The organism is Klebsiella quasipneumoniae subsp. quasipneumoniae (assembly GCF_020525925.1).
Taxonomy (GTDB): domain Bacteria; phylum Pseudomonadota; class Gammaproteobacteria; order Enterobacterales; family Enterobacteriaceae; genus Klebsiella; species Klebsiella quasipneumoniae.
The window spans coordinates 648,124-662,951 of record NZ_CP084876.1 but is presented as its reverse complement, the minus strand read 5'-3'; the positions used below and the strand labels follow the sequence as shown (position 1 = coordinate 662,951).

The window sequence follows — 14,828 nt, the reverse complement described above, 5'->3', positions numbered from 1 at the left end:
TCCGTTATAGTGTGCGCAGGTGGTGGAGACAAAGTGAAGAATCGACAAGCTGCGTATCAGTTGGTCTGTGTTTCATAGCAAAAACCCGCAATAACCACCTGTCCGTGCCATCAAAACGAGGTTCAAAAGCATTTCTGGTATGCATTGTTCTTTGGTTTAAAAAAGTCACTGCATAGCCTGGCTCCAGCGGAACATTGAACCACAGGTCATGTTCCAGGGTGATAAATCGCATTTTTTCCAGCGCGGCTTCGGCTTCGAGAGTCATACCTTGAGTATTGTGCCAGTCAAATCGTGAATACCAGACACCGTTGTCGCTCACAATAATCGGCACCTTCTCAATACTGGATCCCTCTGTAAAGCTGGCTGGCCGTTTAATCCTGAAGGCGGGGCTGGCAAGAATAGCGATATCCTTATCAGAAAGTCTCTTCAGAATCTGATCCAGTTTTAACAGACTGGTGTGAACGCCTTCCTCTTTCCTGAGACACAACAAACTCAGAGTGTCAGGACAGCCGCCAAGTCGGTTAGACGGCGTCTCGCCGGTAATGTACAGATCGGGATTATCGACATGCGGGTAAAAGTCATACTTAGCCCCCTGAGAACTTATTTTCTCTTCTGCCTGAAGCATCGGGCAGACATGCCTTATAAGATGTCCGTTATTTTCGCCCTGATAGACGACGGGCCATAGGCCGGCCTGAAAATGTGCAGAAAGATAAGCGCCATGTAACGCTGCATTTTTTGACTCGACATAATCAGCATAAGAGGGAACAACGGGGGTTTGAGTGATTTCTTGTGCATCAAAGTGTGGCAATTTCCATATTACATAACAGTCCTCTTCAAGCCTTTTCCTGAATTCGTCTGTTGGTATGGGAAGCGCGTCTTTGATACGGTCGGCGATTGATAGAATAATTCCATTCTTCATAAACATACCCTGTCCTGAAGCTACCAGTATAATAAGATTTATTTCACTATTTCTCTGAGTTGTTCATTCAGATATTTCCATTTCATTCTAAATAGTGCGGTTAATTTATAACGCAGATTTATTAATCCCTTCAAGGTAGCGGATAAAATCCAGACGATCTTTCTATCTTTAGCGCTGACTACAAACCTTTAAATTTTAATCACATAATTTTTACAAAACATTATCCTGTGAACCATTAGCTGAATCAGTTCAGCTAAACACTGTCAATGATTCATTAATAACAAATAGAAATAAGATATATCAATATTAGCAACGCTACTGGATACGACGTTTCTCAAGTCAGGTCAGCGATGTGGGCAACTGCGCATTCCTATCCCTGCAGCCCTCAGGATCGTTCATGTCGAACGGCCCGACTTTACGGTAGCGTTCGATTGGTCGACCATCAGGGCGTGGCGCGATATCGGTATCCCCATAGACCGGTTGTGTTGTCAGGGATAAAAAACAGCGATTGCATAACTACCGTCTCCCTTGCGATGAGCATGGCCGCGATTGCATAAATGGCTAACGCAAGCGAGAAACGGCACTATGCAAATTTTTTAGTTAAGCTCATCCTTTTTCCCGGCGGCATCTGGTCAGCCCTGGCATGCATGACAAATGTTGGTGAATTGCTTATCCGCAATGAGTGTGGCATACACCAGCCCAGAATAGAAAGATGTCGTTTTTTATATTGTAGGCGCCACATCGAGGATTTATTGATGCAATTAACGGTTCTGGTTGATAATAATACATTCATTGACAGGTACCTTATCGGTGAACCTGGTGTGTCTTATCTGATTGAGTATGATGATCAAAAAATCCTTTTCGATACGGGATATTCAGATGTTTTCCTGCAAAATGCGCAAACGTTGAAAATAGATTTGACCAGTATCGATAGTATCGTGTTATCCCATGGCCATAACGATCATACCTGGGGACTCAATCATTTAATCCAATATTATGATCGACTCAACTTCACTCCCGAGAAAAAGATAAACTTAATCTGCCATCCAGATGCATTAAGCCCAAAGTATTTTGATGAAAAATCTATAGGGATAAACTACAGATTCGATAAAAATGATCTCTTCTTCAACAAAATTTGCAGCCAAAAACCTTATCCACTCACTGAAAACATCATCTTCCTTGGTCAAATACCAAGGGACAATAAATTCGAGATGCTGACACCTGTAGGCCAAACGGTGGATGAGAAAGGCGAAATGACTGATGATTACGTTATGGATGATTCTGCGCTGGCAATAAAGACAGAAGATGGACTGGTGGTAGTCACAGGCTGTTCTCACGCGGGAATAGCTAACATTATTGAATATGCGAAACAGGTTACCGGAGAACATCACATTGTTTCGGTCATTGGCGGGTTCCATTTGCAAAATGCTGATGAAGATCGCCTCACGCAGACAGGGGATTACCTTAAAGCATTGTCCCCGGGCTCCGTCTATCCATGCCATTGTACCGATCTTGCGGCGAAGGTTAGCCTGGCGCGTTTTATCAAAATTAACGAGGTCGGCGTTGGATTAACGCTGAATTTTTCTGCCGCCGGGAAATAAATGTGAAGCGCGCAGATGACAGCGCCTCTGGATGCCATTTGCGCCGGCGCCAACCCGACGCCAGCGAGCAAGGCCTGCGACGCCCTGTCGCAAAAAGCGGACCGCTGCCGATCCCCGGCGCAGGAATGGGCTTCTAACTGCACATTTAATCACTTTTTCTGCCGCTTTATCGCGGTCGCTTAATTTAGCGACCGCACCTGCTGGTAGGAATTGAGCCGTTCACGCAGCGAAGTCAGCCAGGCATCTGGCTCCTGACGGCAGATTTCGGTGAGGATCGGCGTCAGCACCAGCTCGGCTTCATGGAAGTCGGTCCACTCCGGCGGCTGCAGGGAAAAAGGATCGTTCATCAGCCAGATCACCATCGGCGTCCAGGTGCGCGGATCCAGCTGCAGATAATCCTGACAGCGCATCATATCGCGCGTCCGCGCCTCAGCGGGCGAGGCGTCCTTTCCCACCGCGGCGCTACTCATTGCCACGAGTATTATTCCTGCCATTAGACGTTTCCAAACCCATTTTTGCCAAAGGGCGAGCTTCACTTTTGCCATTGTTATTATTTTACCTGCCAGTTGTCACCGGACGATATTCCCGGCAACTCACCTTAAAAAGAGCAGATTAATCGTTTGCATTTTTTTTAATACCAGACAGCGCTGAAGTAAGCGAACGCCTGTTCCTACAGCTGTCATCCAGATATGCAAATATATTCAGCGAAGGGTTCGCCCAGAATATCTTCCCCGGGCGAAAACGATTTGTGTTACAATTGCGCCTTATTACGGCATCGATAAAAATAACCCCCGCCGCACCTGCACCAGACATCGCCCTTCTTTTTCATATCAGGATTTACGCCCCCATGAATGCGATAATCATTGACGATCATCCATTGGCACGTATCGCCATTCGCAACCTACTCGATACCAACGGTATTACCGTCGCGGCAGAGCTCGACAGCGGCGCTCATGCGGTGCAGGCCGCCGAAACGATGCAGCCTGACCTGCTGATCGTTGACGTCGATATTCCGGAGCTCAGCGGCATCGACGTTCTTGAGCAGCTGCGCAAACGCCGCTACCAGGGAAAAATTATCGTCATTTCCGCCAAAAATGAACGGTTCTACGGCAAACGCAGCGCCGACTGCGGGGCCAATGGTTTTGTGAGTAAAAAAGAGGGAATGAATAATATCCTCGCCGCGATCGAGGCGGCCAATAATGGCTACAGCTATTTCCCCTTTTCACTGGAGCGCTTCTGCACCCACGGCATCACCGATCAGGACCGGCTGGATACGCTGTCAACGCAGGAGATGAAAGTCTTCCGCTATATCCTCAGCGGCGTCGACTACACCACCATCGGCAGCAAAATGAATATCAGCAATAAGACGGTCAGCACCTATAAGGTCCGTCTGATGGATAAATTAGGCTGCAGCTCCCTGCTTGAGCTTTATGACTTTGCGCAACGCAATAAAATAGGGTGATGCCATGGTCGTTCGTCTTATTTTATCCCTGATTGTCGGACTGGCGCTAAGCCACTCCCCCGCCGCGTTTGCCATGAAGCAACTGGAGCTGAAAAGCCATGCCCACATTGCGGCAATCGACATTCCGCTTAACGATACGGAAAAGGTCTGGCTGGCCGCCCGGCCGTCGCTGACCGTCGGCACCTGGCTGCCTGAGATGACGCCTATCGTCTACGACAGCGACGAGGAGAGCTATCAGGGGATTAACGCCGACTATCTGGCGCTAATGGCGCACAGCCTCGGGTTGAAGGTGGTTATCCGCCAATATGACACCGAGCAGCAGGCGCTGGCCGCCCTGGCCGACCGCCAGGTGGATACCCTGCTCACTCAGGTGGCGCATCGGGATGCGCTCGCGCCGGGACTGACGCACACCGCACCGCTGATCAAAACCTGGCCGACGCTGGTCACCTCGCTAAAATCCCCCCTGCCGCCGCTGACCACCGACCGCCGCGTCACGCTGGCCTGCACCCGCGATTGCGCCTTTTTCGATATCATTCAGCAGGCGTTTCCCAACGCCAAAATCACCCTTTACGATAGCGACTATCAGGCTCTCGCCTCGGTGGTCAGCGGCGAGAATCAGTATTTCATCGGCAACAACATCACCACCGGCCACTGCATCTCGAAATATTTCTCGCAATCGCTGGTCATCGCGCACTATTTTCGTCAGCAGGAGCAGCACAACCGCTTTGTCACCCGCGAGGATCGACCGGCGCTGCACCTGCTCCTTGACCGTTTTATCCACGCTATCGACAGCGATACCGCGATGCGGATCATGCAAAACTGGCTCAACCGCGGCGATCTGTCATTTCTCAATACGCCGCTATCCTTTAGCGCCGAAGAGCAGCGCTGGCTACAGAAGCATCGTCGCGTCCGCCTGCTGGTCAACCCCTACTTTCCGCCTTTTACTCTGGTGGATGACGAGGACGAGCTGCGCGGCATTATGGCCGATATGCTGAATATTTTCTCGCTACAGACCGGGCTGCAGTTTGACCCCATCCTGGTGCGCAACCGTCAGGATCTGGCAAAGCGGATGGAAAAAGAGGACTGGGCGATCATGCCCGCCGCGACTCTGACCCCACAGCCGCAGGCCTACGTCACCCTCAGCGACCCGCTGATTAACGTGGCTTTTGTGCTGGTCGCCCGCGGCAGCGCCCCCGACCCACATCTGCTGGCCCGCCCGGCGCGGATCGCCCTGCCAGTGGGGCCAATCGCCGCCCACGACCTGAAAGCGCGCTTTCCGCAGGTTGACTGGGTGGAGACGGATAATGTTGGCGTCGCGATGAAGATGGTGGAGGAAGGCGAGGTGGATGCCGCGGTAGCGTCGGAGCTTTCCGCCCGCTATATGATCGACCACTATTATCCACAGGGTCTGCACTACGCCCGCATCGACGGACTCCCGGTCGCCGCCATTCGGCTGGCGATCCCGCGCGATGAGCCGGTGCTGGCCGCCATCCTCAGCAAAGCGCTGCAGGCCATTCCGCCGCGGGATATTCTGCAGATGACCGAGAAGTGGTCGAAAATTTCCAGCCAGCAAATAGAGAACTGGAGCCAGTACAGCCGCCAGTTTTACCAGCTGATCGCCTTCGCGCTGGTGCTGATCGCCATCAGCCTCGGGTGGGGACTCTCCCTGTGCCGGGAAGTGCGCAAACGTAAAGACTCTCAGCAGCGGCTGGAGGAGGAGCTGGCGCAGAAGGAGGCCCTCTCCTGCGCCCTGGAGCGGGAAAAAGACAAAGCAATTCAGGCGACAAAAGCCAAGAGTCGCTTTCTGGCCAGCATGAGCCACGAGCTGCGCACGCCGGTGAGCGCCATCGTCGGCTTTCTGGAACTGCTGGCGAAACCGGAGCTGAACGTCGGTCAGCGTAAAGAGGCGATCGAGCTGGCGGGGTCGACGGCGCAAACCCTGCTGGGGCTGATCGGTAATATTCTCGATATCGACAAGATTGAGTCGGGAAAATACCAGATCACCCCGCAGTAGAGCGAGGTCGCACAGGTCGTGTCGCAGCAGTGTCACACCTTCGGCGCGCTGGCGCAGCAAAAGGGGATCGCGCTCCACGACCATAACGCGCTACAGGAGGGGACCATGCTGTGGATCGACCCGCAGGCGCTGCGGCAAATCCTCAATAATCTCATCGGCAATGCGCTGAAGTTTACCACCGAGGGCGCGATTCAGGTCGACTGCCAGCTGACGCAAGCGGATGAGACGCAGGGGGAGCTGACCCTCATCATTAGCGACAGCGGCTGCGGGATCGGCGAAGAAGAGCAGACCACTCTCTTTCACCGTTATGCCCAGGCGCGCCAGGGGCGCAAACAGACCGGTTCCGGCCTGGGTCTGGTCATTTGCCAGGAGCTGGTCGCACTCATGCAGGGCCGACTGGAGATGGTTAGCCATCCTGGCGTGGGGACCACCTTCACCATCATCCTGCCAGTCAAGGTGAGTCGCTGCGCCGTTCGCGCGCCGAAGGCGTTGCCGGCCAGGCAGCAGGTCTTGCCCGGGCTGTCGATATTGATAGCCGACGACCATCCCACCAACCGGCTGCTGCTCAAGCGCCAGCTCAGCACTATCGGCTATAGCGTCGATGAAGCCTGCGACGGTGAAGAGGCGGAGAATAAGCTCGCTGGCAAACATTACGATCTGCTGATCACGGACCTCAATATGCCGAAGAAAGATGGCCTGGCGCTGGCGGCGTCGCTACGTCGGCGCTACCCGGACCTGATGATTTGGGGGGTGACCGCCAGCGCGCTGCCGCAGTCGCGGGAGGCCTGTCTGGCCAGCGGCATGAATATGTGTCTGTTTAAGCCGGTGTCGGTTCAGACGCTGAGCCACGAGCTGAGCCGTTTAGCGGTGGGCCACGCATCGCCAAACGTCGCCCGACACCTGCGGCTCAGCGTGCTGACCGAAAATACCGGGGGAGACCAGGCGCTGATGACTGAGATGCTGGAGACGTTCCGCGATGCGTCGGCCGCGGATTTACAGGCTGCCGGACAGGCAATCGCCCGGCATGAGCCGCAGATCTTTCTGCGAGCGCTGCACCGTCTGCACGGTTCAGCGCAAATTCTGGGGATTACTGCGCTGCAAGCGCTGTGCGCCCCTTTTGAGGCGAAGCGGCCTGACTCGCTAACGCCGGCAAGCTGTCTGGAGGTGGTACAGCGCATCACCGGCGTCATGCGCGAGATCGATGGCGAAATCGACGCCCTGATCGGCCGCTAGCCGTTCCGGTCGGGCAGTCCGCCTGCCCGACCGTTAAGGGGACATCCTTGTCAGTTTCTCCCTCTGCGCTCTCTCAGGGTGGAACAGGTATCAGTTGCCTGCCACCAGCATCTCGCTGTCCACCACGATGCCCTCTTCAGCGCCTTTCAGCACCAGATTCGCTTCGTAATATTTTCCAGCTTTCAGCAGGTCTTGCGCCTGCGCCACCGCCTTACGGGTCTGGTTGAGCGGCATCAGATACTGGTTCTCAATTACGCCAATACCGGCCAGACGGAGGGTATCGATAGCCCCTTTCTGATCGCCTTTCGCCAGTTTTTCGTTAGCGGATTTAATGGCACTCTCTTTTTCCGGCGTGGCTACATAGTCTTCAGACAGAGCGATAGAGGCGTTAATGACCACATAGCGATCGGCGATCATTTTGGCTTTAGCATCGGTTTTCACAAACTTCGCCCAGCTGGCGTCATCGGCGGCCAGCAGCGCGGCGGCGTCGTCAGTCAGTTTTTTCGCGCTATCCGGCTGGCCATGGAACAGCGCCAGACGGGCGAACTGGACGTCGCGCATCGCGTTCGCACCCTGCACCGCCACCTGCAGCACATCGGCGGCTTCTTTCTGCACCTGCGCTGTGGCTGCCGCGGCTGGCGCTGCCGTCGCGCTATCTGCTGCCCACACCGGAGAGGTACCCATCATGGTTGCCAGCAGGCTCGCCAGAATGACTTTTTTCATCGTTAACTCCTGATTAAAATCGGTAAGCATCACCAAACGCAGCCAGCTTAAAAAATATCTTGGGCATTGAGAATCAGAGCCCGGAAGGAATATTGCGGGCCTTGTCTGACAGCTGTCAGACAAGGCGTATAAAGTCACCTCAGCGCTCTTATTTACGCCTACCGATAGAGCGGCCTACTATTTTCCTCAGACCTTTCTTTTGGCCCGCTGAATAAAGCATGACGCATTATATTCAGCGTCAGGCCGGCAACCGGGATCTGCGGAGCAATTATGTTTATGTTTAGCCATTACACCTTAAATGCGTTTAACCCACGCGTCTTGATTCGATATAAACGGCATGCCGGCTTGATGGCCGCGCTGCTGTTTATCTGCGGGGCCTGTTGCCTGGCCTGGCCGCTGGTCGCCGGCTGGTATCTCGCCACGGTGACCGGCATGTTGTTGATGATCTGCGGCTTCTACTCACTGTACAGCCTGATCGTCTTCCGCCAGCAGCACTGGAAATCACGCCTGGTGGCGCTGATCTTCGCCATCGCCTGGATCGTGCTCGGTCTGAGCTTTGTCGTTAATCCTCTTAACGGCATGAGCAGCCTGGCCCTCTTATTCGGCTTTTTATTTGTTCTCGGCGGTATTTCCCGCATCGTCAACGGATGTCAAACCCGAAAACAAAGCGGCGCCGGCTGGAATATTTTTATCGGCCTGTTGGATTTACTTATCGCCTGCCTGTGGCTGGTCATGAATCCGCAGCAAAGCTGGATATTTATTACCGCCTTTATCGGCGTTGAAATGATATTTAGCGCCATCGGCTTGCTGGTCCTGCGCAATAAAATGAAGCACGCCCAGGCTTAAGCCCTATTTTGTCACTGGAGAAGAAAATGAATTTGCCTAAAGCACTCGTACTGACCGTAGCGGCCACCACATTCTGTCTGATGACCAGCCCGGCGTTCGCGGTTCTGGAAACCACACCGCAGAATATGACCTGTCAGGAGTTTATGGATATGAACCCAAAAAGCATGACCCCGGTGGCCTTCTGGGTGGTGAACCGCAACACCGACTTCAGCGGCGGGGACTACGTCGACTGGCATGAATTCGAGACCGTTTCGGTGCCGAAAATGTTGCAGCAGTGCCACAAGAACCCCGCCGCCAAACTCGGCGAGCTCAATGCGGTCATCAAGAAATAACCCTGATCCCCGGCGACTCGCCGGGGGAAGTTAACCTCGTTGCCCGCCGTGATGCGGCGGGCCCCGTCTCACTCATCGCTAGCGCATTCGCACGGCAGATGGTGGCCGATAAGCTTGCGGTATAAAAACGCTCCCATAATCGCCCCCACCACCGGCGCCAGCAGCGGCACCCAAAAGTAGGGTATCGACTGCCCGCCGGTAAAGGCCATCGCGCCCCAGCCGGCCAGACTGGTAAACAGTTTAGGGCCAAAATCACGCGCCGGATTCAGCGCAAAGCCGGTTAGCGGCCCCATCGACGCGCCGATCACGGCGATCAGCAAGCCAATCAGCAACGGTGCCAGCGGCCCGCGCGGGATGCCATTGCCGTCGTCGGTCAGAGCCATGATCATCGCCATCAGGATCGCCGTGATGGTGGTCTCTACGGCAAACGCCTGCCAAAAGGTGATATGCGGATGCGGGTAGGTGGAAAAAACCCCGGCCAGGTTAAGGCTGGCGACGGTACCGCGAACGATATGCTGGCTCTGTTCAAGATCGAGAAACAGCTGACGATAGAGCCCGTACACCAGGGCGGCGGCGCAGAATGCCCCGGCCGTCTGGGCGACAATAAACGGCAGTACTTTACGGCGTTCAAAACAGGCGAACAACCACAGGGCAATGGTGACGGCCGGATTAAGGTGCGCGCCGGAGACGCCGGCCGTCAGATAGATGGCCATGGCGACGCCGAGGCCCCAGATAATACTGATTTCCCACTGGCCAAAGCTGGCTCCGGCGACCCGCAGCGCAGCGACACAGCCCGCGCCGAAGAAAATGAGCAGTCCGGTGCCAAGAAACTCGGCCACGCACTGCCCGGTTAAGCTAGAAGTCTGGTTCATCATTGGCATCCTGAAATAGCACGTTATAGAGAGAGGCTGGCGCGAGCGCCGGCTTAATCGGCATGTCCGGCCAGCACCAGCCCGGTGGCGACCGCATTGCGCGGCCCTTCTGTTCCCCGAATGTTGCCCTGCCCGGCGACCACGCCGTAGTGCGACAGGGCGTCGGTGATCAGCTGCGGGATTTCAAAATCCAGCGATGAGCCGCCCACCAGCACCACAAAGGCGATATCGCGAATGGAACCGCCGGGGGAGACCTGGCGCAGCGCGCGCAGACAGTTGGTAACAAACACTTTCTCCTTCGCCTGGCGGCGCACAAGACGAATTTTTTCCAGCGGGCTGGCGTTATCGATCGGCACTAGTTCGCCCTCCTTGATGTACACCACTTTGGCGAACACCGCCGGGCTGAGGGCTTCCCGGAAGAACTCCACTGCGCCATTCTCGTGGCGGATACTGAACAGGCTTTCCACTTTGGCCAGCGGGTATTTTTTTATCGCTTCCGCCTGCGAAAGATCCTCGAGACCCAGCTCGGTTTTAATCAGCAGGCTGACCATATTTCCCGCCCCGGCGAGATGCACCGCGGCGATCTGCCCCTCCGCGCTGACGATCGCCGCATCCGTCGAACCGGCGCCGAGGTCGAGGATCGCCAGCGGCGCCGCACAGCCCGGCGTGGTTAACGCCCCGGCGATGGCCATGTTGGCTTCCACGCCGCCCACGACCACCTCAGTCTGGAGTCGGGCGCTCAGCTCACGGGCGATAACCTGCATCTGCAGACGATCCGATTTCACCATCGCCGCTATCCCGACGGCATTCTCCATGGCGCACTCCCCAGCCATCCCGCCCTGCACCTTGCGCGGAACAAATGTATCCACCGCCAGCAGATCCTGGATGTAGATCGCGCTCATCTCATGGCCGGTCAGGGACGCCATCACCTTGCGCACCCGCTCGAGCATGCCGCCGGCGTGGGTGCCCGGTTCGCCGCGGATGTCGCGTACCGGAGCGCAGGCGCTTATCGCCTGCATGATCGCCTCCGCGCCCTCGGCGACATCGGCTTCTCCACGGCGCTTTTCGCCGCTGATGTAGATCTTGCCCGCCGGGATCACCCGCGACTGCACGTCGCCCTGGGGGGTCTTGAGCACCACCGCTGAGCGGTTGCCAATCAGCGCGCGGGCGATGGGGACGATGGCCTGGGTCTCCTCCGGGCTCAGCCCAAAGAAGGTGGCGATGCCGTAGGGATTCGACAGGATCCGCACCACCTGCCCCGGCGCGGCTACCTCCACCGCCGCCATCACCCCCTCGGGCACGTGCTCCAGGAGCGTCACTTCATCCACCACCGGCAGGGTTTTGCGCAGGCGGTTGTTCACCAGCACGCCGTCGTCCTTTTTGAGGATCGCCGCCACCACGTTGATCCCGCGGTCGATCGCCTCATTGAGCCACCACACGGCGTCAAGGAAATCGACAGCGTCGTCAATCAGCGCGATCCACCCCTCGGCATACTGCGCCGCCGGCAGCGTCGCCAGCCGGCCGAGGGCGATGGTCGTCCCCACGCCGACGCCCACCCCGCCCGGGGTCTGCGGGTTATGACCGATCATGGTTGACTCGGTGATAATGGTCTCGGTGATGGTCTCCATCGCCACATCGCCAATGACCGGCGCGGCTTCGTTAAGATTGATGCGAGACACATCGCGCATTGACCATGGCGTTTTCGCCAGAGCCTGCTCCAGCGCGGCGAGGGTCCCGGCGATATTGTCCCGCGTCCCTTTCATGCCCGTCGTCGCGACGATCCCGCTGGCAACAAACGTCCTCGCCTGCGGGTCGTCGGACGCCAGCGCCACCTCGGTGGTGGCGTTGCCGATATCAATCCCGGCTATTAACGGCATGCTGACCTCCGCTTAGCTTCCTTTACGCAGCTTATGCCGCTGCTGATACACTTCCGCCGCCTCCCGGACAAAGGCGGCATTCACCGTCGCACGCCAGGTGTGCTCAAGCTCGTCGGCGATCGCCAGCAGCTCCGCCTGCGAGGAGCGGAACGGGCGCAGCGCGTTATAGATAGCCAGAATGCGCTCGTCAGGGATGGCGATAAGCTCCGCCGCGCGGCGAAAATTGCGCGCCACCGCATGGCGCTGCATCTGCTCGGCAATCTGCGCCTGGTACTCAAGGGTTTGCCGGGAGATCCGCACATCCTGCGGGCCCACCTCGCCAGAGAGCACTTTCTCGAGGGTGATGTCGGTCAATGGTTTGCCGGTGGGCGTCAGGATATGCTCCGGGCAGCGGGTGGCTAACGGATAATCCTGCACGCGCATGGTTTTCTCGCTCATGGTCACTCCCTTACTAAGTCGACGTGCAGGGTGACGGGCTCGGCGTCCTGCACCACATGTTTGGTCTCTTTGATATGAAACAGGGCGGCTTTGGCCATAAATTTCGGCCGCACCATCTGGTCGTTCACCACCGGCACCGGCGAAGGTGACTCGTTGCGCGCATAGCGCGCGGCGTTTTTGCCAATCTGCCGGTAGGTCTCCAGCGTCAGCAGCGGCGCCTGGGAGAACAGCTCCAGGTTGCTGAGCGGCAGCAGATCGCGCTGATGGATGACCGTGGTCCCCTTCGACTGGATACCGATGCCGATCCCCGAGCCGCTCAGGTTCGCCGCATCCCAGGCCATAAAGGAGACGTCGGACGTGCGCAAAATGCGCACCACTCGGGCGTGAAGTCCCTCTTCCTCCACCCCGGCAATCAGCTCTTTAAGGATCGCGCCATGGGGCATATCGATCAGGGTGTGATGCTGGTGTTTATCGAAGGCGGGGCCGACGCCGATCACCACTTCATCGGCGCGTTCATCGGCAGAAGCCGCCCCGCCCTCGCGGGTTTTCAGGGTAAAAGAGGGCTGAATTTGGGTTGTCTGTTGCACAGGAATACCGCCTTATTCAATGGTGTCGGGCTGGACCACGCCCGGAATATTTTTGATCTCCGCCCAGCGTTCGGCGGAGATGCGATAGCCGGTGCCCGGCCCCTGATAGTCATTGATGTCGTTGACCGCGCTCACCACCTCGAACTGTCGATCGAGAATGGCCGAGGTCTGCAGGTAATCGCCGGTGACCCGCTGGCGCAGCATATTGAGAATATTGCTGGCGATATCCTCAAAGCCGCTGCGGCTCAGCGCGCCGACAATATCGAGGCCGGTAATATTGCGCTTCATCATCTCTTCCACCGCGCTCAGGTCCTCCACCACGTTACGCGGCGGCATCTCGTTGCTGCCGTGCGCGTAGGTGGCGGCCTCCACCTCCTCGTCGGCGATCGGCGGCAGCCCCAGCTCGCGAAAGACCGCCTGGATCGCCCGCGCCGCTTTCTGGCGAATGGCGATGGTTTCCGCCTCGGTCACTGGACGCAGTCCACCGTCAACCATCAGGTCGCGCTGCAGGATGTTGTAATCATCAAAATCTTCCGCATCGAAGTTCGAGCCGGCGAACATGTTGTCGTAGTTCGGCACCGCGCTGTAGCCGGAGAAAATAAAGTCGGTGCCCGGCAGCATCTGCATCAGGGTGCGCGCGGTGCGGCGGATATCCGAGTGGGAGAAGGTCTGGTCGTTGGCCGAGGCCACTTCGAGGTCGAGCATGGAGGCGATCAGATTTTCCGCCAGCACCGCCCGAATGCCCGAGGGCACGGCGCCGGTCATGCCGATGCAGCTCACCGCCCCGTTCTGTAGACCCTGCACCCCGGCGCCTTTGGTAATGAAGATGCAACGCGATTCGAGGTAGAGCATCGACTTGCTCTCCGAATAGCCCATCAGCGCTTCGGAGCCGGTGCCGGAGGTGTAGCGCATTTTCAGCCCCCGGGAGGCGTAGGCCGAGGCGAGGAACGCCTTTGACCATGGGGTGTCATCGCCGTCGGTAAATACCGCCTCGGTGCCGTAGACTGACACCGTCTCGGCGTAACTGGTTAAGCCACGCATGCCCAGCTCCAGCTCGGTGGCCTCTTCCACCGAGCATTGCGTCAACACGCCGGGGCGGCCGCACTGCGAGCCGACCAGCAGCGCCAGGGCGTTAAACGGGGCATAGCGCGCAATACCGACCGTGGTCTCCTGCTCGGAGAAGCCGCGGATCCCGGCCTCGGCGGCGTCGGCGGCAATCTGCACCGGATTATCCTTCAGGTTGGTGACATGGCACTGGTTGGAGGGCGTTCGGCGGGCGCGCATCTTTTGCAGCGCCATCATCATCTCCACCACGTTCATCTGCGCCATGACTTCAACCGCTTTGGCCGGCGTGATGGCGGTGGTGATGGCGATGATCTCCTCCCGGCTGACGTGGATATCCACCAGCATGCGGGCTATCTCCAGCGCCTCCAGACGCATCGCCTGCTCCGTGCGCTCAATGTTGATCGCGTAGTCGGCGATAAACCGGTCGATCATATCAAACTGGTCCCGGCGCTTGCCGTCCAGCTCGACGATCCGACCGTTTTCCACTTTGACCGACGAGACCGGGTCAAAGGGGCTTTCCATGGCGATCAGTCCCTCTTCAGGCCACTCGCCAATCAGCCCGTCCTGATTGACGGGGCGCTGGGCCAGTACTGCAAATCGTTTTGATCTTTTCATTGTTCATGGGCTCAAAAGGTGAAATCCGCAGACGGTAGCGAACACGCCGGGCCAGCGTCGCTGCCCGCCCGGCCATTACCGGCAATAGCGGAACTTTAAAGGAGCCACTGGTGAAAAAAATAAAATTAATTTTGTTTCAATCTGGCACGTTAAATCGGCAAACAGTTTCACTATGAAACCCCGCCGCAACGGCTAAAATAAAAAATGTGATCGCCAGCATTGATATAAATCAATTAATAAAAAA

At 56.9% G+C, this 14,828-nt stretch carries 12 protein-coding genes and 1 pseudogene; 5 read left to right on the top strand and 8 right to left on the bottom strand.

Going from position 1 to position 14,828, the window contains the following annotated elements; translation table 11 throughout:
• Positions 1 to 4: 4 nt before the first annotated feature.
• Positions 5 to 925, bottom strand: coding sequence for a Fe(II)-2OG oxygenase family protein (locus tag LGM20_RS03245; protein WP_050533727.1), 921 nt, complete (start codon positions 923 to 925; stop codon positions 5 to 7).
• A gap of 749 nt (positions 926 to 1,674) precedes the next feature.
• Between LGM20_RS03245 and LGM20_RS03240 the strand changes: the two genes are divergently transcribed.
• Positions 1,675 to 2,520: an MBL fold metallo-hydrolase gene (locus LGM20_RS03240; RefSeq protein WP_044524796.1), complete on the top strand. Its 846-nt coding sequence runs from the start codon at positions 1,675 to 1,677 to the stop codon at positions 2,518 to 2,520.
• Positions 2,521 to 2,699: 179 nt separating this feature from the next.
• Here LGM20_RS03240 and LGM20_RS03230 read toward each other — a convergent pair whose 3' ends face one another.
• Positions 2,700 to 3,065, bottom strand: a complete 366-nt coding sequence (locus tag LGM20_RS03230; RefSeq protein ID WP_072096603.1) for an HdeA/HdeB family chaperone — start codon at positions 3,063 to 3,065, stop codon at positions 2,700 to 2,702.
• 302 nt (positions 3,066 to 3,367) lie between these two features.
• Between LGM20_RS03230 and evgA the strand changes: the two genes are divergently transcribed.
• Positions 3,368 to 3,982 carry an acid-sensing system DNA-binding response regulator EvgA gene (gene evgA, locus LGM20_RS03225; RefSeq protein ID WP_023291050.1) on the top strand — a complete coding sequence of 205 codons (615 nt, stop codon included), beginning with the start codon at positions 3,368 to 3,370 and terminating at the stop codon, positions 3,980 to 3,982.
• Positions 3,983 to 3,986: 4 nt separating this feature from the next.
• Positions 3,987 to 7,229: pseudogene (locus LGM20_RS03220) on the top strand (ATP-binding protein).
• Positions 7,230 to 7,319: 90 nt separating this feature from the next.
• On the opposite strand, the gene LGM20_RS03215 reads toward LGM20_RS03220, so the two are convergent.
• Positions 7,320 to 7,982, bottom strand: a complete 663-nt coding sequence (locus tag LGM20_RS03215; RefSeq protein ID WP_072096602.1) for a YfdX family protein — start codon at positions 7,980 to 7,982, stop codon at positions 7,320 to 7,322.
• A gap of 240 nt (positions 7,983 to 8,222) precedes the next feature.
• On the opposite strand from LGM20_RS03215, the gene LGM20_RS03210 reads away from it, so the two are divergent.
• Together LGM20_RS03210 and hdeB are read left to right on the top strand one after the other, a co-directional pair.
• Positions 8,223 to 8,798, top strand: a complete 576-nt coding sequence (locus LGM20_RS03210; RefSeq protein WP_044524797.1) for an HdeD family acid-resistance protein — start codon at positions 8,223 to 8,225, stop codon at positions 8,796 to 8,798.
• A gap of 26 nt (positions 8,799 to 8,824) precedes the next feature.
• On the top strand, positions 8,825 to 9,130 hold the full coding sequence (gene hdeB / locus LGM20_RS03205; protein ID WP_044524798.1) for an acid-activated periplasmic chaperone HdeB: 306 nt from the start codon (positions 8,825 to 8,827) through the stop codon (positions 9,128 to 9,130).
• A 68-nt stretch (positions 9,131 to 9,198) separates the two neighbouring features.
• Here the strand turns inward: hdeB and LGM20_RS03200 are convergent, their stop codons facing one another.
• From LGM20_RS03200 to LGM20_RS03180, 5 genes are read right to left on the bottom strand one after another with little or no spacing between them, the layout of a single operon-like run.
• Positions 9,199 to 10,002 (bottom strand): MIP/aquaporin family protein, encoded by an 804-nt coding sequence (locus tag LGM20_RS03200; RefSeq protein ID WP_044524799.1) that lies wholly within the window; start codon positions 10,000 to 10,002, stop codon positions 9,199 to 9,201.
• 53 nt (positions 10,003 to 10,055) lie between these two features.
• On the bottom strand, positions 10,056 to 11,879 hold the full coding sequence (locus tag LGM20_RS03195) for a diol dehydratase reactivase subunit alpha (RefSeq protein WP_044524801.1): 1,824 nt from the start codon (positions 11,877 to 11,879) through the stop codon (positions 10,056 to 10,058).
• Positions 11,880 to 11,891: 12 nt separating this feature from the next.
• Positions 11,892 to 12,317: a glycerol dehydratase small subunit DhaB3 gene (locus LGM20_RS03190; protein ID WP_044524802.1), complete on the bottom strand. Its 426-nt coding sequence runs from the start codon at positions 12,315 to 12,317 to the stop codon at positions 11,892 to 11,894.
• Between the two features lie 2 nt (positions 12,318 to 12,319).
• Positions 12,320 to 12,904 (bottom strand): propanediol/glycerol family dehydratase medium subunit, encoded by a 585-nt coding sequence (locus tag LGM20_RS03185; protein ID WP_023291058.1) that lies wholly within the window; start codon positions 12,902 to 12,904, stop codon positions 12,320 to 12,322.
• Between the two features lie 12 nt (positions 12,905 to 12,916).
• Positions 12,917 to 14,584 (bottom strand): propanediol/glycerol family dehydratase large subunit, encoded by a 1,668-nt coding sequence (locus LGM20_RS03180; RefSeq protein ID WP_023291059.1) that lies wholly within the window; start codon positions 14,582 to 14,584, stop codon positions 12,917 to 12,919.
• Between the last annotated feature and the right edge of the window lie 244 nt (positions 14,585 to 14,828).